Source organism: Spirosoma daeguense (assembly GCF_054776875.1).
Map to the genome: position 1 here is coordinate 320,672 of NZ_BAAHBF010000011.1, position 18,872 is coordinate 339,543.

The window sequence follows — 18,872 nt, forward strand, 5'->3', positions numbered from 1 at the left end:
GGTTATATGTCTGGTGGATAATGTTGTTTATGGATTCAGGCGGGTAAATGCCAGATTTTCATCGAATCGGCCAGTCACCTTCGGAATTTGGTCGATTCTTCCGTCAGGTTGTCTTGTAATGCGTTGTACGTTCAATGATACGTAGTAATGAAGTTCTTTTATAGTTACAATTCCATCCCGATTTTTGTCGGCAGATCCCTGAGCACCTCTGATTAAGAAATACGTAAACGCGCTTTGTCGAAGCTTACTTATTTCCTGTGATTTTGCGTCTGAATAGGAGGACATTAGAATCACTACGTTGGTGTTATTTTGTTCATGATGCTGGAGCGTTGTCGTGTCCAGTGCTATGACAGCCGATTCGTTGTCGTGCAATGAATGAGTATATACACGTTGATCCGTAATGCTACCCGACATACAGGCATCGGCCAGCAATATTTTAGTACCAGCCACCGAATTCCGAAAGGCATCTTTTATCTCTTTATGCTGCAAAACAAACCCCGGCCCTGTTGTATAGGCATCGTATGGTAAAAATTTGCCTTTATCGCCATGACCTGAGAAAAAGAAAATAATCCGATCGTTGGGGGTAGCTCGCTTGAAAATAGTTAGTGCCTGTCTGATGTTGGCAAGAGAGGCATTTCGGTCGTTAAGAAATCGAATGTTTTCGGCCGGTACGCTTCCGCATATCGAGCTCTCCAATAGTTCGCAAATACCTTCGGCATCGTTGCCTGAGTAAGTTAAATCTCCTTTTCCGGGCTCCCCTAATTTGTAATCGGAAATACCGATGATAACGGCAAACGTTTGCTGGGGTTCGGCGTTCTGAGTAAAATTTGGTAGTAACCAGTAGGCAAGCAGAAGTAAAGAAAAAATCATTGAGTGGATTGAGTGGGTTTATCTGCCTGAGCAGGAGCCGTTTCATTTTGACGCTGCCCACGAATATCGATTCTGAACGGTTTTCCGTTCTGATCTTTTACTTCGGCCGTACAGGTTTTTTCGTCGAATGCCTTGGCTTCTGTATACTGACCGGCCTTTACAATTTCATTCCCATTCAGGTTCAGATAGGCCCACGTGTTGTCTCGACGTGCAGAAATACGGCCACATTTCTGGCTGGGGCTTCCTATCTTATCATAAATACGACCCTGCTGGCTGATGTACTTCTTATTGCCCTTGCTATCGACGGGAATTAGGCCCCATTTAAAGTCGTTGATATATATTTTCTGAAACTGAGGTTCAAAAATTTCTTTGCCACCTATCCAGCGAAGCCCACGCTGTCCTTCTTCATCGCTGGTAACTTCCAGTTTGAGGTTTTCTTTTTTTAGAATCACCTTTAATTCTCCCTTAGTCGGTTTGTTTTTCTTGTTATCAGGCTCCTTTTTGCTTTCGTCAGACTTATTATCTGAAGACGTTTCTGAGGGAGATGTATTCGCATCGGACGTACTTGTTTCACTTGCCTGACTTTCTGTTTCGGCGATGGGCGACGTAGCAGCGGGCTGGCTGCTTTCAACTGTTTTAGCAGGAGCTTGTACGGCTACTGGCTTATCAGCGGGTTTCTCCAGCACATCCCGATAACGATACCAAAGCACAAGACTACCTGCTCCGAGTAATAATGTCACCAGCACCCAGGGAAGCCAGCGAGTTGGTGACGTTGATTTCGCAACGGGTTGGGGAGTGTAAGCTGGTTTTGGCTCAACAACCGGGCGATTTTCGACAACCTGTGGAGTTGGCTCCCGACGAGGAGGTATTTCATTGGATTGATTCGTTGTAACGTAGCTGGGAACCGATTCGGGTCGGGGTACCCCAATCAACGTTACGGCATCGTCTTCGTCATCGGATTCCGGGCGTTCGTAAACGGGTAGGGCAACCTTGGCCGATGAAGCTACTTTACCCGTAACGGTAGCAACCTGAATCAGATACGCCGTGAAATTATCGCGGGTCTGACCATAGCTACAGACGTGTAAAGTGCTCATTTTCTCACTGTTGCTGTCATCGCTGCCGAGCGTTTTTTCCAATAACTCATCGCTGATACGTTCCAGCACCCCATCCGTACACATGAAAAGATAATCGCCCGGCCTTAAGTCATTGAGTAATTGAACATCGGCCTGTGCCCGTTTGTCGCTACTTTGAATGGCTCTGGTAATGACGTTACGTTGCGGATGCTTACGAGCTTCTTCGGAGCTTAAGACACCTGCTTTTACCAGTTCGTTTACATACGAGTGGTCGTCGGTACGCCAGATGATTTCGCCGTTACGTATCAGGTATACGCGACTATCGCCGAGGTGGGCTACCGTAATTCCGTTATCATGCACATAAACCAGGGTCAACGTAGTGCCCATGCTTTCGGCCTGTGGATTAGCCGCTACGTAGTCATCGAACCGATCCTGAACGTAATGGAGCGCCTTCTGAATATAAGCTTCGGTAATGGTAACAGCCGGATTCTGCCGAAAAAAATGGTCGAACTCCGTTGCCGCCAGATTACTAGCCACTTCACCACGTTCAGAACCGCCCACACCGTCACAAACCATAAACCACCGCTGTTGGGTAGTGGCTACGGTCGGGTCAGGAAATAAGGTGTCTTCGTTATTGGAGCGGCTTCCGAGTTCCGAAAAGCCTAAGGGTTGGTTGATGGTTACTTCCATTCGGGTAGTGCAGATAGCTAATGAGCAAATAAGTTGGGTAGCGCCTTATTTTATGGCCTTTTAAAGCCAATAACAGTTCGTCCGTAATCCATATCTTCAACCTGCCGATGCGCCCGCTGAAGCGATTGAGAAAGTTGAATTGTTTTTAAAACCAGCTTTGTAATGCCAATCTGAATAACGTCGCCATCGTTCAGATAGAGGCTGTCGAATTCTGAGAGTCGTGGCTCTTCGCCATTCAAATACGTGCCATTTGTACTATACTTCCAGCTTCCATCCTGCCGGGTGGCTCCATCCTGCAGCAAATACGCTACATTGCCATCAGGACCGATTTTTACCGTGATAGTGCAATGTGGCCGACTCATGAATTCGTCGTTGGTGACAATCATGTGTGTTGACGGCGACAGGTTCGACTGCCGGCCAATTGTATTAGTACCCATTTGCAAGACGAACGTTTGAGTTTCTGTTTGTTCATCTTTCACAATGAGCCAACCCATTTCGGTAGGCATTCGGGTCTGTACCTGCGTAGGAGCTTCTTCTTCTGGTATCGGATTCAGATAGCCACAGGCCGGACATTTGGCTTCTCTTAGTTTTTGTGGGTTTTGTATCAGAAGCGGAGCACGGCATTTAGGATTGCCGCAAACGATCCGCAACGATGGAGGATTCATAGGCTCGGTGGTACGTAATCAGAAAATAAGCAGACAAAAAATGAGCAGACCCATATTGCATCAGGGTCTGCTCGTTGACTACTACGTGAAATCACTCACATCGGCATGATTATCGAAATCGTGCCCTGGGTCATGAAGATCGTGTGTGTTGTCGTTATGATCATGCGCATGATCGTCGAGCGATGCTACGTTATGATCGTGATGCAAGTCATTGTCGAGCGAAACGCTTCCTGCGTCGTCGTGCATAACCGATACCGATGCATCATGGCTGGCAAGCCGCACGTGTGGATCGCCATCGATTGATACGCTTGCATCATTAGATGCTAATGCCGTACCTGACTCATGGTGTCCATGACTGCCCGACCCCCCGAGATTGTTAGAGGCCAGAAACTCGTTACGTTGTTCTGGAGTCAGACTTAACTCTTCCTCTTTGGTAAACGTGTTATAGGTCTGTCCTTCATATTGGAATGTATGTCCTGCTCCGAAAGCTGCTCGGGCTTCGGCAAATGCCTTATCGAAGCCCGTCAAACCTGCCGTTGGATCAACCGGAAGTGCAGGGGGAGTGGCAGGAGTTGGTGTAGGAGCCGGAATGGTATTCTGATTGGCCAGACTACTTTTTAGATTATTATCATTATCATCGCTGCCGTCACCTTCGCCATCAGCCAGTTCGCTATTCTCGCTATCTTCAAGCATACTGAGCCCATAAGCCGCAGCACCCAAAGCTGCAGTACCAACGCCAGCGGCTACAATGGCTTTTTTCTGATCACTATTCAACGATTTTCCCGACGTATCGTCTGATTCTTCGGCCTGTTGAGAAGGCTGTTGGGGTTGATTTTGCTGTTGATTGGATTGATACTGTGTAGCCCCATCGTAGGGGTCATAAGCGTCATAAGTTGCCATAATTGATAAAATGGTTTAAGGAGAGAAGACTGATTTATAAACGAATAGGATTATACTAATCGGCCCATTTAGCTTTGCACTCCCGGCATTGCCGACGACGTACTAAATCGGAATAAGGAATATTGCCTAGAAACGTACCGCACGATGGGCATACGTAGTCCCGTTTAAACTCTTTGTCGAGTTGCAACAGCTTTTTCGTTGGATTAAACAGCTCAACTGCCACAATTTGGCCGACGACTCCACCAATTACCCCAAAAATGATTCCTTCTTTACCGAAGAAGAAACCCGAAAGAGGAACTAACGCTAAAACGGCCCGTACCCAACCCTGGCGTTTAGGTCCGTTGATTTGAATATTTTCGCGGGTTTCGGTGTACGTTTCGTGAAGATTGGCTAATCGTTTGAACTTTTCCCGGCAATCAAGTGGGTCGGCTGGAGGAGATAATGGGGCCACCGACTGCTCCATAACTGGTGGTGTAGCGGAATGACGGGGTGGCGGCTGGTTGCCAGCGCGCCGAGTGCCGACAGGAACAGCCAAGGCACTATACTTAAGATTGAATATCTGTTGCGGGTCAATAGGTTCACTATGACCAAAAATGATCCGGCTTTGTGGGTTTATAATAGTACGAGAAATCCGTCGACCATCTACAAATGTGCCGTTGGTCGATTTAATGTCTTCCAGCATCACCTCGCTGTCAGTAATAAACGTAACACGGGCATGCTGTCGACTAACTCCCGGTTGGTCAACAATCAGGTGATTGTCTGCTGAACGACCAATAGTAAAAGTTAGATTATCACTCATTTCGGTATGGATGGAACATTCGCTCAATCAGACAGATACGCTCTTATTCTGATTTACTAAGGGCTATGCAAAATGCGTTTTTTTTGCAAAAAAGTAAAACGATGTAGTTGAATAATTTTCGAAGAGTACCTATACTCTTCGTTTGGCCATGTCTTTTTCGTGAACGGTATATTATGGCTTGGAGACGCGAAAAATGGTTACGGTCTGTTGAATGAGCTATCGAATTGGTAACCATAAAAATTTATAGCTTTGTATAGCAATGGGTGTTGAAAAAATTACGTTTTTCGCAGAATATCACTCGTCTACGAGCTACTCCACGCTAATTCGATAAATCATGTTACCTAAACTCGAATATTATCCCGTAAACTGGGTTGATGGGATGAAAATCTCCCGCAAGCATTTTACGGATTTCGAACATTTCGTTAGCGACCACCTGCGCGATAGCATGGCGTCAGGGCTAACAACATATAATTACGGTTTATTACCTTCCGAGCAGCCAGATTTTAATCTTCAGGTTATTATCGATCAAAGCCAGAATGTGCGGCTTCAACTCACTAATTGTCGGGCAGTTACCGGCGCTGGTTGTCGCATAGAATTGGTCAATAGTCAGGTTGAGCTGGCAACCAGCTTGCAGGATATTCTGACAAAATACAACATACCGATGGCCGACGAACTTCATTTTCTGGTTGTTCTGTCGGTCGATCTTTTTGCGCGTAAGGCGCATGGTATGCCATCTGCTAACGAACTACCTCCGCGTCCGCCTTATACTATACCGACGTATCGATTCAGCATTGTACCCCGGCATCAGTACAACGCGCACATGGACCCTAGATCGAACTATAAATCGGAACAGTTTGAGTCGTTTCACCTGATTGTGGGCCAGTTGATCTGTAAGTATGGAATATTGGTGAATGATGATAATTATATTCCGGCTTGCGCAGCCATAACCAGCCATTCTGCTCTGCGAAACTGGGCCGATAATACGTATAAATTACTAGCAGAGGTACAACGCGATGCGTTTTTAGTCGTGAATAAGGTCTGCGAAAAAAGAGGTACTGAACAGGCCAGAAAAGCAGGGCCCTTGGCAGAACTGATTCGGGATTTGGCTGAACAACTGGCGGCTGGGCTTGACGATTCACTAAATCTATACCGCTTTACGGGGCTTGAACAACCGCCTATTCACTGGTTACAGGCTATTACGTTGGCGACCAGACGATTCAAAACGGCCCTTAATTGCCTCAATGATCCGGCACTTAGCGGAAGCGTGCGCATGGGGCGGGACATAACCCTGAAATATTTTCAGGATTGGACGGGTATTACGTCCGATCAGTTAATGGCGCGTGATATTGAGCAGGTTATTAATTTTTCATACGACCATACCGACATTAGCCCTTATCTAGATGTAATTACTGCCTGTTGGGAAGATATTTATAAAATTTTCCGTCAGCTATCCCAATTGGAATACATTGGGCAGCAACCGCAGGAAAAACACATCCGCTACGACTCGGTGGTTACCGACAAGAAAGATATGCCAACCAATCCGTTGGATGTGCCGGTTGGAGGAGGCTACCGCCCCCGTATGACAGGACGATAATCTCAAAAACTATTCACTATACAATCTTTACCAATTCATTTACCATACCATGGAACCGTTAAACAAATCCGAACGTAACACCTCGTTATTCAATTTTATTGCCGTTTATGTTATAGTACTGGCGTTGCCTCTGTTTCTGGCTTATTGGATGGGCACCAAACGATCGTCGAAGGGGGGAGGCCAGAAAGCGGTTGTTGAGCAGGAAGCATTGGCAAAAGATATGGATGCCCTTCAGCAGTACGTGCTGGAAACCGAAAAAGAAAATTCAAGTATGCCTCAGGAAACCGATTCGTTTGAGCAAAAAAATAGCTGGATCGCGAAGGCTGAGCAACGTAACACCGACTTTCGCCGGAAAATCAATGACTTCATGAATAAGAAAGGGTATACAGGTGCTCGCGATCGAATTCGCAAAAATGCCTGTAATTACCTGATTCAGATGACTACAGAACGTAGCAATTATCTTCAGAAACGCAAAGAAGTACTCGGTTCAACAAACCAGAGTGCTTACGTGAAACAGCTTCAGGGCGAAAATGCGCAGCTTAAAATGCAGGCACAGGGCCTGCAGAATAACATAAATACGCTAAATACGGTGATGGCTCAGGCGAAGCAGCAGGCAGCAGGAGGAGGTGGTGGTGGTGGCCAGCAACCAAATCCCGAAGTTGAAAATCTGAAATGGATGCTGAAAATAAGTGACGCCAATTGTAAAAAGTCGCAGGCCGATATTCTGGAAGCGTATAACGACAATTCGAAACGCAGACAGTTATACACAGCCGCCCGGCTAAACTTCCAGCAAATTTCGCAAAGTGCCCGAAATAGTTACACGATCCAGCAACTGGCTTCCGATAAAATTCAGGAAATTGATCGGCAGATAAGCCGATTACAGTAAAACGGGCTAGTTTCATCAACCAGCCCGTTTTTGTTCATAGATCAATTCGTGCAGTGCCGAATTAAATGCCGAAAGCCGTCTGCTACGTAACGCGCCTTTTCAACATCATCAAATTGAATTCGTATGTTGTTTGTATAGTCGCCCGGTTTCCCATCTCTTACCATTTTTATCATTCGTTGTCTACCGGTCGTATACATAATAACGAATACGCTAGAACCGTTGACACTCGTCTCTACCCCGCCTACGTTTAGTGCCTTTAATGGAATTTCGTACTGTGTTTCTGATGTTTTTCGGCCTGATGTTTTTTCGGAGAATCGTAACAGGCATGCATTATTGGATTCGACAGGTTCAAGCGTTGTTTTTATCTCAGAATTACCTTGTTGCAAAGAGGGCATCTGATTCGATAGCCAGGATAACGTAGCTATTGTCGAATTTACGGGCATTGGATTTTTTCGCGCTTGCCGGCACAATTGAATTGCTTTAGAAAAAGCCTGGGGTAAAAAACGAATTGTTTCCAGATCGTACGCGTAAATATTGACATTTGATACGTAACTCTGAGGTACTTGATTTTTAGTGACCTTGATCAAGCTTCTACTTCCCGTGCTTAGTGATAAAATGTGCAGGCCGTTTAAGGTTGATAGTTTTGATTGATGCTCAGCCAGATCGTCTAAGCTAAACCGATACACATCTTCAGTTTGTGAGCTTCTGTTTGCCCAGGATTGAGAGAGAACACATTCACAATTAAATTCAATACGTTGGTTCGAGTTGTCGCGAGCTTCAATTGTAGAACGAACTCCGGCAGTTACAACTTTTTGAATCTCTGCCATTGTTTGCATGGCCGGACGTTGAGTCTCCAATTGTTTTACCGCCAGAGGGATGAGCTTTCGAAACGCGGCTTCAATAGACCGAAGCCGATCGGGGTCTGTACTGATAATGTCAAAACCAGTTACCAGGTCTGCCGGTTTGCCTGTTCGCAGATAACGGACTAGCCTATCTCGATTACGGGTTACTACTGTCAGTTGAAGATACTTACCCGATGCTTCTAAACGAAGATCATTTACGTTTAGATCAGCCGTATTAACGATAAACTTATCATCACTATTACCTTCTTTATTCTGGTTGAAAGTAATTAATAACGGATTCTGCTCATTAATTTCCAATGATTGTTCAAACCCTGTATTGCCTATTGTTTCGCTGCCTATATTACCTTTTATGAATTGAATAAGTCCCTTATAATCTTCAGGTAATTTAGTTGGCTGGTAATTTTTGCCAGCGGCTGCTAACTGACGTATGCCTTCGATTAACTCCTTTGCTTCGCCGGGATTTTCGGCATACAAAATCAGTTTATTCGTAAAATTACCCGGCTGCCCATTTTCAGTGAAGCGTATGAAATTACGACTCAATCTTGTGCCTATCGTTATAGTTATAACATCTCTAACAGGCTTTGATGTAATTGAAGCAGCCTCTAAATCTGCTACGTTGAGGTGATAAATTTCATCGTGAGCTTTGCCTTTTTCATCGGCATAGGTCACGGTAAAAGTCATCCGATAAGGCATTTTTGAAGCGGCAAGTTGCTGAGTATACTGCCCCTTTCCGGTCTTAACCGGACCAAGGTGATTCGCCACAACTTGAGCGGCCTTTTCTAGATCTACTTGAGCTTGTACAGAGATGATAATAGAGAGGAAAAGCGAGAGGAATAGTAAAGTTCGAATGAACATAGCTCATAGAGTCCCCCCACTCCACTAACGAGTGTAAAAAGCGAATGAAATGGGTGGATAATTAGTAATTAATGATACAGTTACGTAGTGCAAGTACGTAAATTACAGAAAGACTTAACTGAGGAATCTTGCAAGTTTCGTAAGCGGTAGTTTTTACAAACCTATTTATCGTTGAAAAATGGGACATTGAGAATCAAAGATGTTAAATGTAAGAAGCCCAGCCTAATACGCTCGTTGGCTGATCATCTGATAAGACCAAAAATTGATTATCATCGGTAGCAATTAAATATTCAATTATGTCTGATTCTGTCGGTAAAAAATAGCCTGTTAGTAAGTCCAGAATTTTTCGGCTACGCCCTCCGGCCAGAAAATCGGTAAGTTGTTCGGAAGTTAACGGCCCAATTCGTAATTCAATGGCAGGCATCGTGTCCTGATAAACACCGCCCAGCGAAAAATTGCCTAATTCGGCCCGACTCAATTCATTTGGAGCAGGTTTGTCACCATCGGCAAGTGTAATCTCGAACGTAAGCGGGGGTAAGGTGCGCATTTCTATCGGTACGCCCAGAATTAATTCCAAACTGCTAATGACCAGCTCACTATCGTTGGTGATAAGGTGAGCTATAGGGAGCATATGAAGTAAATTGACGAGCTGCCTTACATCGAGTAAATCGTCGGGAATGGCCCAGAATTCACGCAAAATTTCGCCACCACCATATCGACGTAAATTATCTTCAGTTAGCTGGTATTTTCTGGATTCCAGCTCCATCAGCAAACGCTGTAGGTAGAATTCCTGCTCAATTGGCTGAAAAAAACGGCGGGCCGCCCGAACCCGCCGGGCTTGCTCGTCGAAATCGGCAAAAACTTCCTGCTGGTCGCGGCCTAACGTAGTAGGCTGGTGAAAAAGACCTTCGGGCAGGTAATCATATAGGCCATCGCGGTGTACTTCAATATTTAGAAAATCACGTTCATCGTCGGGACGTAACGTAATGTTTTTGGGTTCAATTTCCTCGTCATTTGATTTTTCAAGGCAATCGGGTGGGCCAATTTTTACCTGTCCAACATCACGTCGGTAAGAACGGGAAAACAGACTGGCCGGATGAATCAATACGTCATGCCGAGGGTCAAGGCCACTACTATATAACTCTGCCAGAATGACTTCTAACCGAACGTCGACCTGTTTAGTCAGGCCATCTATTTCGCTTTCATATTCTTTGAGCGTCATATGAGTTGCGGATTTACACGAACCCGATAAGGTAAATTCATGGCCGAGCGGTTCGCCAGATGTTGCCGACAACGTTCGCATTCGGCATCCCACTCCGCTGTACTGAGGGTTGTTCGTGATAACGGACTGATAATCACATCGAGGCATCGGACGTAACCTGCCCCTTCAATAAGCCCTTCGGCAAAATTCTTTTCAACCGTTACGTCGACCGGAATTTCGCCCAGCCGCCCAAAGAAATACGCTTTACATTCGGCTCTGATGTCTTCCAGCGTTACTAATCGCTGGCGGGTGAGCAATGCCTGCCGAAGCTGTTGCTCTTTATCCAGAATGCTGGGCTTATCACGTCCACCCGCTGTAGTGGTTACCAGAAAGAGTTCGTCTTTCTCATCGCGCATGAAAAAACGTTTGTCATAAACGGCCAGCCTTGTACCCGCAATGATGTTGTTGCCCTGCTTTCCGTTCGTGCTCCAGAATTCGACATGAATATTAGTATCCTGTCGGCGGGGGCGCACAAAAATATAAGGGTGCCCTACTTTAAATCCCTGTTGCTGATTGTTTTGTAGCCGATGATCCAGTTCATTTACGTTTTTGTTCAGGTTCTCAATCGTTTGCGCAAACAGGCCAGACCCTAAAGCCGAGAAAGCCCGACTTTCTTCCAGAAGCATCTGCTGAACGTAGAGGAGAATTTCGCGCGCATTACGGCTATCAAAACGCCCTACTCCGTGAGGTCGCCACATAAACGTATTTTCGGCCAATTCTTCAGCATTACGTAGCGGTGACGAACGGAAAAGATCGTTGGTTTCGGCATCGTATACCCGACGAATAAACAAAAACTCTTCGGCCGACAGTAATGGATATACGTTTAGTGATTGTTGAAGTCGCTGAATCGTTTCGTTAAGGTGGCGATTCATAATCGGGAAGCAGTTTAGCCGAATTTCCATTCGCCCTAATGCTGCCGGTGGAAAATCGCGGCCCAAACGAAGCTCAAGCCAGACCAGTTTTTCCTGAAAATACTTTTGCTGCCACTGTTGAGGAAAGTCGAAAGCTGCCGGATACGAATGAGCACTATAATCGATTTCACCACGATCGGGAACTTCGCCGAACGTAACGAATCGGTGGCTGTAGTTCACCAGTACTTCATCCTCTAACTGATTCAATACGTCGAGTTGCTCAGCCAATCTCTGATTAATGACCGGATAATCAGGTTCAGTAGGCTTAAAAGGACGCAACCCAGCTACGAATGGTATAGGCTGACCATTTAGAAACCACTGCGACTGTGCGGGGTCATGTAACTTTCGGTAATACGTTGCCTTAACACGTTCGGGTTCGTTTTCCCAGTCGAAGTAAACCGACAGATTTGCCAGCGATGGTACACGGTTATCTAAATCGATACCTAACCAGACTGACTGATAATCGGTGTATTGAGTTGTTTGGGCGCGTTTTTCTAACGTAAGGCGATCTCGTCCGCGAAACTGCACGAGCCCTTGCTCAGAGAGCATATAACGAATGTCGCCGTTGACCAACTGCGTATTGATAACAGGAGAGAAAAATACGTCAACGAGCTTATCGTCAATAGTCTGACCCGGATGGCGATAGAAAAATTGGGCTGTTTGGGGTAGGTGGAGTAGCGGGTCTTCCGAACGCCCATGAAAAATTGCGTGAGCCGGACGGGGCAAATCGATGACCTCTGGGCACATCACGCTGGCCAGCCGGTCAATAATTTGCTGGCGGGTAGCTTCTATGGCTTTCGACGTATTCTCGAATTCATACGCACAGGCGTCCATCAGATAACCAACCAGCGGATCGGCCGATTCGACGTCTTTAACACGCATTTGCCAGGTAGCCGCTGCCGTTTGCGTCATCCGACGCCGAACTTCTTCGCGTGAAAAAGCAGATGGATTAAGTGGGTCCATACGTATTAAGGCCGTTTATTAACAAAAGGTGCAATCATTAACTCGTGTCTGAACTCAAACGGCTGGTGATTCGATTTTCGAATTTCGGCGGTTACAACCACTAACAGTCGCTTATGCGCATCGGTACCGCTTGCCCGGTCTAAATCGACTTCCACATTGATACGTTCGAGTCGTTTTTCATAACGTCTGACGGCTTCTCGCACGGAGGTTTTTACCCGGTCGGTCCAGAAGCCGTTGTTGGCAGAATCGTTGCCCATCTGAAAATCATCGTCCCAAATCGTGCAGCCAAACAACGGATCAAACCTCGCTTCTTTAAATTTGGTTGTAATGATCAGATAAACGTGATTATGAATCGATTCCTGAAGATCGCAGGTCACTTCACGGGCAAGCAAAGGCTGCTGGCTTAGGTCAGACCCGCGCACAAGCAGGTCGAGACGTAGCGGAAGGCAGTAGTAATCGTCGGGCATAGGATGGATAGTATAAAAATAAAATAAAGACCAACGTAACAGGCTGGCTAATTTATTAGCTAATCCGTTACGTTGGTCCTGTTACGTAGTAATCTTAAATACTTTGCAGCGTATTTTTTAATTCATTTTGCGCTGCTACGTTCAGCATCGTACATGATATTGTTCCGGAGACTAAACCCGCCAGTGCTCCAGCAACCGTTCCCGGAATAGAGCCAACACCAGGTATAATAACCGAACCGATTTGTGTACCTAGAATAGCCATTGGGGTAGCAGCCGTTACGCCCGTTGTGGCGGCACAGCGTTTAGCAATTTGCCAGAGTGTCTGGTGCTCTCGATAGGAGAGAATACCGATACCCATTAACTCACGAATAAATTGTGGTGACGGAGATTCCATAGTTTGAGGTGTGTTTATTATGTATGATTTATCGATTTGCGGAGGATAGTTGAAAATACTAAATGCTACGCTAAGTCTCAATCGGAACGAACTCCTGAACTCCGGTGAGCAAGCGTCCGTCTTTCTGCTCAAAAAGTAGCATTCGCTGATGCTCCGGGTCTTCAACAATAAATTGCTGGACAGGTCCGAAGAATTCAATTAGTTGTATTGCGTCACAACTGGGTAGAAAAACACGTAGCACGCGCGGGTCATAGAACCGGAAATAAAGCTCCTTTCCGGTTTCATCTTTTACTAATAGAAATTTACGAAAGTGCTTATGCAACGCAGCCATTGGTACGTTGCTGATTATGCCAATACCCCATGAATCTCCATAATTTTCTTTTAAGGCTATATCAAATTCACTTCCTATTTCATACTGAAAAAGATAGGGTGCAATGCCCGCCAAAAGCTCCTGACTATCACCCCGATACAGCGAATCGAATGCAAGATTAAGTTCTTGCACCTGTTGCATTTTAAAGCCTATACGGGCTGCATCAAGGATCTGGTAGTGAGGCATATGGGTTAACTTTGATATTTATTTATTATTTTCTGAAGCCAAGTTGGAGTAGATTCTTTATCTCTAGGGAATTTTTGCCAATCCCAGAAATAGCGTTTTTCTTCTATTTCTATTCCGAAGTCTGGTTTATTATCATAGTCAAAATCTATATTGAATTTTCCATCGGACTTAATCTCCAAAATGAGCATGTACCAAGCTCCTTTATTTGGATTCTGACGGTACATAGCTTCTCGGAGCTGTTTTACATAAGTCATGGGAGCTGATGAAGGATCTCCATCATCTTCATCAGTTATAGAAAAGGATTTTTCGACCCCATTTTTGAAATATTGTCCTTCTTCCGTGTAAAACGTTGTTACGTAAACAGCTTTATAGGACAATTTATCCCAACTTATGTCCTCTATATCGTTGAGTAAACAACTAGCTACCTTCTGGATTAACTCATTCATCTTTGTTACTTATTTTGTATTTTTTCTCTTTAACAGAGCCATCTGGAGTTGTTATTCTTTCTGTTATTTTAAAACGGTCGGGTCGACTTGTTGTATTATTTGGTAAATAAACGGGTTCTATCTTGACATGTACTTTATTTCCATCATTTAATGAGTCAGCCCATCGTTTTTCTAATGCTCCAAAGTCACCACTCGGATATGCATTTACTTGAGCATGATTCATTGCAACTAAATTCTCACTCGTACCTACTCCACCAAACTGTGATCCAATCAAATGACCTCCCGCGTCTTCCTCAACACGACCATCTTCTTTACCAACATTTCTTTGCTGATGCTTATTACGAGCTGCTTTATTAAGAATTAACTGGCCTTCAACAGACTTAATTCTTCCATAGTCGTCAGTTTTGTAAACATAATTTGTTTTTTCACCATCAGGGGATATACTTTCTCTTTTATATGTATTATTTGGTTTTTGACGCCATTTTAAGGTCTTTACTAAGCTTTTTACTAATGCACTATTCGTTTTTATATCTATTCCAACTGCTTCCAGCGCACAAGGGATGCATATTTTATCACCTTGTCGCCTTATCTCACGAAAAATTTTCTTTTGAGTTTCCTTAGAAACATCAGAAATATCACGAATAACCATTAGTTTGCCAAAGCGTCTAAAAAGCTATCAATAGTTTCGTTTCTTCTATTTCCTGACGAATCGCCCGGCAATGTGTCTGAATCTTCTAACAGAGATTGAATACTTAAGCCAACTGCCGATAACGTACCGCGAATCATCGCGCCAAGCGGATAGTACCAATCACCTTCTGGCGAGCTTGCCTGTTGCCCATTAATGGTTGAATTAATAAGCGACTGAATACCTTTGGGATTTATCAGCCGGGCAACCGTGCCGAATGGATCAATGCGATTATAAGGGTCGTTTCGGGCATAAGCGTAGTAATACGTTTCGGAATTATACCACGCTGTGGCAAGGCTTATATACGTAGTGAGCCAAGGGCAGTAATAACGGGCTGGGCTATAATACAAGCCCGTTTCATCGTCCTCATACATACCCGTCAATCGCCAGGGTTGTCTGACTTGTGCTGTATGAATAGTTATTTCCCCAAAAGCCGAATAGCTTCCGTGCCAGACCAGTTGCCCTTGTGGGCCAACTATGTGCGTAATAGCTCCACGTACATCGGCTTGCATCCAATAGAGTTGCCCTCCTTCGCGGAAAGCTATGGGTACTTGGCTGTCGAGCAGATAAATGTACTCGCGTTGAGTAGGCGATGTGCCGGGGCGGATTAGATATTCTTCTCCTACTAATTGGGAGCCGACCCAACTAAATCGCCACCATTGTGTGCCGTTTGTTTTGCTAATTCGTCGGCCAATGCCATCGTACACGTACTGCCACGTTTCAGACCCTACCTCAACGTTGGTTAACGTACTGTTTCGGGCAAAGGTGAAATGAAGTTTTCCTCTCCTGCTATTCACCCGACTAACGTTGCCGAGTGCATCATAATGAACATTGGCCCGGCCAATCTGACGAATCTCGTCCATGTACCCTACTGTGAGTGGGTAACCATTAAAAACGCTTAAATTCCCTTTGGCGTCATACGAAAAACGTTCTTTAGGCTGGCGTGTCTGTGTATCGATCAGGGCTGTGAGCCTCGACTCATCATCATACACCAGTTGATAATTCTGCTGGCTTGCTACGTCCTGATATAAGCTGAGTCGGGCCCAGTTGTCGTAAGCATATTGTTGTTCAGAAATTAGCCGCCCATGTGCATTCTGTACCCGAACGCTACGTAGTCCTTCTGTATGGTTTCGCTGCTGATATTCTGATACGTTATTTGCATAGTGAATTTCAGCCAGCAAATCATCCGTATAAACAAATCGGGTGGTTTGGTCGCCTATTGTTAAAGCTGTAACCCGACTATCTGTGTCATATTGATACGTAACAAGTAAGCCAGATGGCAGAGTCAGTAAGATTGGTCGGGAAGCACTATCATACTGTAGTGTAGCTGTGCCAAATGGTCCACTTTCGGCTGATAAACGATTTTGGTCGTCATACTGGAACGTAACAAGCGTATCCTCCAATTGAACACGTGTAGGATGCCCCTGCGTATCGTACTCAAAATCAATTACGGGACCATCTTTCCAGGACAATTGCTTTATCGTTTCATTTTCGTAGCGTTGACTAAAGCTTTTCCCATCCCGAAGTCGTACAAAGAGAATGTCTTCATCTTCATCGTACAGATAAGACTGGTGAGTTTGGTCGGGGAAAACCAGATGGCTTAATAAACCATTTTCGTCGTAATCAAACCGTACCGAGCGATTGAGTGGGTCCTTAACCGCTTCTAGTTGTCCGTCGGGTTTTCGAATAAACTCAAGGGCTTGCCCCGTTCGGTCAATAATAGCCCTAATATGCCCTGATTCTGTATAAAAAAACTGTTGAGTTTTCTTGCCAGGATAGATAACACCGACGAGAATTCCTTTCTGATAATCAAATAGATATGATTTTTCGGGTGAAACCGAAACCGTTTTTATTTGTCCATTGTCGAAGTTAAACTGGATTTGTTCTCCAGTAGGAAATTCCCATTCAGAAAGCCTGCCTTCCTTATCGTAGCCCATGCCATACTTTACTCCCGAAGGTTTTGTAATGGCTGTGGGTAGTATTTCATTTGAGTACGTTAACGTAGTGTTATTGCCATCGGCGTCGGTTTGAACAATGGTTTTTTTGTCAGGCGATACGTATAGATTTCCATCTTCAGCCGCCAAATCAGCAATAAGCTTATTACGTTCCGATTCGCGCATGGGCACTCGGAAAGCTTCTAACTGATTTTGTTTTACAGTAAACATGGCGTTGGATTTGAGAATTTATGGGCGTTTTTCTTCGTTGGCTTTTGCGGCTTCTATAGCTCTTTTTACTCCTTCCACTAGATTTCCGCTTGGTGGTTTCTCTTCGTTGGCTTTTGCTGCTTCTATAGCTCTTTTTACTCCTTCCACCAGACTTCCGCTTGGTGGTTTTTCTTCGTTGGCTTTTGCGGCTTCTATAGCTCTTTTTACTCCTTCCACTAGATTTCCACTTGGCGGTTTTTCTTCGTTGGCTTTTGCGGCTTCCATAGCTCTTTTTACTCCCTCCACTAGATTTCCACTTGGACACTTTTCCATATAAGGGCTTCCCGATTGTGCCGCCCCTACGGCTGCCTGTATTTGAGCCACTATACTTCCAATAACACCGGGGTTTAATTTTACACGGCTTGTTTCGGGAGAGGCTGCTGTCATGTCGCGCGCTTGAGCAGTAATCACCATTTCTGGCGTAGCAAGTGCGGAACCACTTGGTGCGCCAACCTCACCAATCATTACGGTAGGACAACCTACTGTAATAATACCTCCGTGAGCTGTGTTATCACCCATGCGAGCGGCTGGACGATAGCCAATATAGACACCCATGGAGCCTCTTACAATTACGTCGGGCGGGCCAACGCACACGCACATATTTCCCATTGTAGCGGCAGGCAATCCGCCAATCCATACAGTTGGTACACCGGGTGGTAAAACCGGGCCACCAACGTGCGGTACTGGTGGTAAACCGGGCGTTACCATTGGGCAAGTATGCCAATCTCCTACACGGGCTGCTGGAGGCATAACAGTTCAGTTTATTTTTAACAACTAATTGACTTGTAGGGGAAGACGCTTATTTTTGATGTACGATCACCCCTAACTATTCACATTCATGTTTAGACCAAATCTTGAGTCCGAAGCCCGTTCGATGACGAACCGGGCCATGAGCGATGTACGCAGCGGCCTGATGCGTAGCAAAAGCATACGTAACACCATTCTCTTTGTCATAATCACGTTTTTCATCTTTGCCGGTGTTGGTTATGTAGGCCACCTAATTGCCAACAAAGTGTTACCGATCGATAGCGATGTCAGTTTCTGGACGTATGCCATTATCCTGTCAATCGTGTTTATTCTGGGAATGGTTAATGTGAGCGCGCTACGTTCTTATATGCCCTGGATTCAACCCGATGATTATTTGCAAGGCGGACTCATGACGCTCCTGATGGGAATCATTGGTGGTGTCGCCATTTTTCTGATTTCCTTTTCACCCCGTTTATTTCAAATACTGGCCGATCAGGAATTCAGAGCCAATGTGCGGCCGCTGGTCAGTACGGTGCTTATCTTTCCGCTACCTTTTCTGATTCAGTGGGCTTACGAAAACTACGATGCCATTCCGCCGAAAGTGTTTAAAAAATGGAAGTACAATCCGTTTCTTCAAATGCCTGCACTCACCGAGTCTGAGTTTAAACGGACAACCAGCGTAATCTTTGTGCTCGACATTAAGTATGGCGAACGTAATTCATATGATATCCGCTCGTTTATTCCAGACGTAATGAACGTGGGCGATGGCTTTCAATTCTCAATTGATGAGCATAACGAAGATGAGCCTAGCCGTCGGATAGAAGTTCGGTCGTCGCCGAAAGATTTCTTCGAATGGCATTTCTATGTACAGCGCCCCTGGTATCGTAAAAATCTATACATCGACCCAGATCGCACCTGTCGTGAAAACCATTTGCTCAATGGCGTTCGAATTCTTGCTCACCGATTGGCTCCGCGACCTTCCAAAAAATAAGCGTCAGTTAGAAAACAAAAGAGCGAAAGAGTGGTAGCAATTTGCCACTCTT

The 18,872-nt window shown here is 45.2% G+C and carries 18 protein-coding genes; 3 read left to right on the top strand and 15 right to left on the bottom strand.

The features are described from left to right. Positions 1-27: 27 nt before the first annotated feature. From ACYVD4_RS30580 to ACYVD4_RS30600, 5 genes are all read right to left on the bottom strand, one after another. The gene (locus tag ACYVD4_RS30580; protein ID WP_460952096.1) at positions 28-870 is read right to left on the bottom strand and encodes a caspase family protein; all 843 of its coding nucleotides are present in this window, start codon (positions 868-870) and stop codon (positions 28-30) included. Further along, entirely contained in the window at positions 867-2,633 is a 1,767-nt protein-coding gene (locus tag ACYVD4_RS30585) for a PP2C family protein-serine/threonine phosphatase (RefSeq protein ID WP_460952097.1), read from the bottom strand. Before ACYVD4_RS30585 ends, ACYVD4_RS30580 begins: the two co-directional genes overlap by 4 nt. A gap of 50 nt (positions 2,634-2,683) precedes the next feature. After that, complete coding sequence (locus ACYVD4_RS30590) at positions 2,684-3,298, bottom strand: FHA domain-containing protein (protein ID WP_460952099.1); 615 nt, start codon at positions 3,296-3,298, stop codon at positions 2,684-2,686. A gap of 81 nt (positions 3,299-3,379) precedes the next feature. Further along, on the bottom strand, positions 3,380-4,198 hold the full coding sequence (locus ACYVD4_RS30595; RefSeq protein ID WP_460952100.1) for a hypothetical protein: 819 nt from the start codon (positions 4,196-4,198) through the stop codon (positions 3,380-3,382). Positions 4,199-4,253: 55 nt separating this feature from the next. Next, complete coding sequence (locus tag ACYVD4_RS30600; RefSeq protein ID WP_460952101.1) at positions 4,254-4,997, bottom strand: FHA domain-containing protein; 744 nt, start codon at positions 4,995-4,997, stop codon at positions 4,254-4,256. A 334-nt stretch (positions 4,998-5,331) separates the two neighbouring features. On the opposite strand from ACYVD4_RS30600, the gene ACYVD4_RS30605 reads away from it, so the two are divergent. Then, positions 5,332-6,591 carry a hypothetical protein gene (locus tag ACYVD4_RS30605; protein WP_460952103.1) on the top strand — a complete coding sequence of 420 codons (1,260 nt, stop codon included), beginning with the start codon at positions 5,332-5,334 and terminating at the stop codon, positions 6,589-6,591. Between the two features lie 49 nt (positions 6,592-6,640). Further along, the gene (locus ACYVD4_RS30610; RefSeq protein WP_460952105.1) at positions 6,641-7,477 is read left to right on the top strand and encodes a hypothetical protein; all 837 of its coding nucleotides are present in this window, start codon (positions 6,641-6,643) and stop codon (positions 7,475-7,477) included. A gap of 41 nt (positions 7,478-7,518) precedes the next feature. On the opposite strand, the gene ACYVD4_RS30615 is transcribed toward ACYVD4_RS30610, so the two are convergent. The 10 genes from ACYVD4_RS30615 to ACYVD4_RS30660 form a co-directional block, all read right to left on the bottom strand. Further along, on the bottom strand, positions 7,519-9,195 hold the full coding sequence (locus ACYVD4_RS30615) for a hypothetical protein (protein WP_460952106.1): 1,677 nt from the start codon (positions 9,193-9,195) through the stop codon (positions 7,519-7,521). Positions 9,196-9,397: 202 nt separating this feature from the next. Further along, positions 9,398-10,417 carry a type VI secretion system baseplate subunit TssG gene (locus ACYVD4_RS30620; RefSeq protein ID WP_460952108.1) on the bottom strand — a complete coding sequence of 340 codons (1,020 nt, stop codon included), beginning with the start codon at positions 10,415-10,417 and terminating at the stop codon, positions 9,398-9,400. Beyond that, complete coding sequence (locus tag ACYVD4_RS30625) at positions 10,414-12,330, bottom strand: type VI secretion system baseplate subunit TssF (RefSeq protein ID WP_460952110.1); 1,917 nt, start codon at positions 12,328-12,330, stop codon at positions 10,414-10,416. The genes ACYVD4_RS30620 and ACYVD4_RS30625 overlap by 4 nt, the downstream gene beginning before the upstream one ends. Positions 12,331-12,335: 5 nt before the next feature. After that, positions 12,336-12,797 carry a GPW/gp25 family protein gene (locus tag ACYVD4_RS30630; RefSeq protein ID WP_460952111.1) on the bottom strand — a complete coding sequence of 154 codons (462 nt, stop codon included), beginning with the start codon at positions 12,795-12,797 and terminating at the stop codon, positions 12,336-12,338. Positions 12,798-12,891: 94 nt separating this feature from the next. Further along, a complete protein-coding gene (locus ACYVD4_RS30635) occupies positions 12,892-13,191 on the bottom strand; it encodes a hypothetical protein (RefSeq protein ID WP_460952112.1) in 300 nt (99 codons plus the stop codon). 70 nt (positions 13,192-13,261) lie between these two features. Beyond that, positions 13,262-13,747 (bottom strand): DUF4123 domain-containing protein, encoded by a 486-nt coding sequence (locus ACYVD4_RS30640; RefSeq protein ID WP_460952113.1) that lies wholly within the window; start codon positions 13,745-13,747, stop codon positions 13,262-13,264. Positions 13,748-13,752: 5 nt separating this feature from the next. Continuing rightward, positions 13,753-14,193: an immunity protein YezG family protein gene (locus ACYVD4_RS30645; RefSeq protein WP_460952114.1), complete on the bottom strand. Its 441-nt coding sequence runs from the start codon at positions 14,191-14,193 to the stop codon at positions 13,753-13,755. After that, on the bottom strand, positions 14,186-14,842 hold the full coding sequence (locus ACYVD4_RS30650; RefSeq protein ID WP_460952115.1) for a DNA/RNA non-specific endonuclease: 657 nt from the start codon (positions 14,840-14,842) through the stop codon (positions 14,186-14,188). Before ACYVD4_RS30650 ends, ACYVD4_RS30645 begins: the two co-directional genes overlap by 8 nt. Next, complete coding sequence (locus tag ACYVD4_RS30655; protein ID WP_460952116.1) at positions 14,842-17,043, bottom strand: RHS repeat domain-containing protein; 2,202 nt, start codon at positions 17,041-17,043, stop codon at positions 14,842-14,844. The genes ACYVD4_RS30650 and ACYVD4_RS30655 overlap by 1 nt, the downstream gene beginning before the upstream one ends. A gap of 18 nt (positions 17,044-17,061) precedes the next feature. After that, entirely contained in the window at positions 17,062-17,832 is a 771-nt protein-coding gene (locus ACYVD4_RS30660; protein ID WP_460952117.1) for a PAAR domain-containing protein, read from the bottom strand. A gap of 88 nt (positions 17,833-17,920) precedes the next feature. Between ACYVD4_RS30660 and ACYVD4_RS30665 the strand changes: the two genes are divergently transcribed. Next, positions 17,921-18,820: a TssN family type VI secretion system protein gene (locus ACYVD4_RS30665; protein WP_460952118.1), complete on the top strand. Its 900-nt coding sequence runs from the start codon at positions 17,921-17,923 to the stop codon at positions 18,818-18,820. The last annotated feature ends 52 nt before the right edge of the window (positions 18,821-18,872 follow it).

Excerpts from the sequence above, each read along its gene's own strand:
- ACYVD4_RS30580 (WP_460952096.1), bottom strand. The coding sequence starts at position 870 with ATGATTTTTTCTTTACTTCTGCTTGCCTACTGGTTACTACCAAATTTT.
- ACYVD4_RS30585 (WP_460952097.1), bottom strand. The coding sequence starts at position 2,633 with ATGGAAGTAACCATCAACCAACCCTTAGGCTTTTCGGAACTCGGAAGC.
- ACYVD4_RS30590 (WP_460952099.1), bottom strand. The coding sequence starts at position 3,298 with ATGAATCCTCCATCGTTGCGGATCGTTTGCGGCAATCCTAAATGCCGT.
- ACYVD4_RS30595 (WP_460952100.1), bottom strand. The coding sequence starts at position 4,198 with ATGGCAACTTATGACGCTTATGACCCCTACGATGGGGCTACACAGTAT.
- ACYVD4_RS30600 (WP_460952101.1), bottom strand. The coding sequence starts at position 4,997 with ATGAGTGATAATCTAACTTTTACTATTGGTCGTTCAGCAGACAATCAC.
- ACYVD4_RS30605 (WP_460952103.1), top strand. The coding sequence starts at position 5,332 with ATGTTACCTAAACTCGAATATTATCCCGTAAACTGGGTTGATGGGATG.
- ACYVD4_RS30610 (WP_460952105.1), top strand. The coding sequence starts at position 6,641 with ATGGAACCGTTAAACAAATCCGAACGTAACACCTCGTTATTCAATTTT.
- ACYVD4_RS30615 (WP_460952106.1), bottom strand. The coding sequence starts at position 9,195 with ATGTTCATTCGAACTTTACTATTCCTCTCGCTTTTCCTCTCTATTATC.
- ACYVD4_RS30620 (WP_460952108.1), bottom strand. The coding sequence starts at position 10,417 with ATGACGCTCAAAGAATATGAAAGCGAAATAGATGGCCTGACTAAACAG.
- ACYVD4_RS30625 (WP_460952110.1), bottom strand. The coding sequence starts at position 12,330 with ATGGACCCACTTAATCCATCTGCTTTTTCACGCGAAGAAGTTCGGCGT.
- ACYVD4_RS30630 (WP_460952111.1), bottom strand. The coding sequence starts at position 12,797 with ATGCCCGACGATTACTACTGCCTTCCGCTACGTCTCGACCTGCTTGTG.
- ACYVD4_RS30635 (WP_460952112.1), bottom strand. The coding sequence starts at position 13,191 with ATGGAATCTCCGTCACCACAATTTATTCGTGAGTTAATGGGTATCGGT.
- ACYVD4_RS30640 (WP_460952113.1), bottom strand. The coding sequence starts at position 13,747 with ATGCCTCACTACCAGATCCTTGATGCAGCCCGTATAGGCTTTAAAATG.
- ACYVD4_RS30645 (WP_460952114.1), bottom strand. The coding sequence starts at position 14,193 with ATGAATGAGTTAATCCAGAAGGTAGCTAGTTGTTTACTCAACGATATA.
- ACYVD4_RS30650 (WP_460952115.1), bottom strand. The coding sequence starts at position 14,842 with ATGGTTATTCGTGATATTTCTGATGTTTCTAAGGAAACTCAAAAGAAA.
- ACYVD4_RS30655 (WP_460952116.1), bottom strand. The coding sequence starts at position 17,043 with ATGTTTACTGTAAAACAAAATCAGTTAGAAGCTTTCCGAGTGCCCATG.
- ACYVD4_RS30660 (WP_460952117.1), bottom strand. The coding sequence starts at position 17,832 with ATGCCTCCAGCAGCCCGTGTAGGAGATTGGCATACTTGCCCAATGGTA.
- ACYVD4_RS30665 (WP_460952118.1), top strand. The coding sequence starts at position 17,921 with ATGTTTAGACCAAATCTTGAGTCCGAAGCCCGTTCGATGACGAACCGG.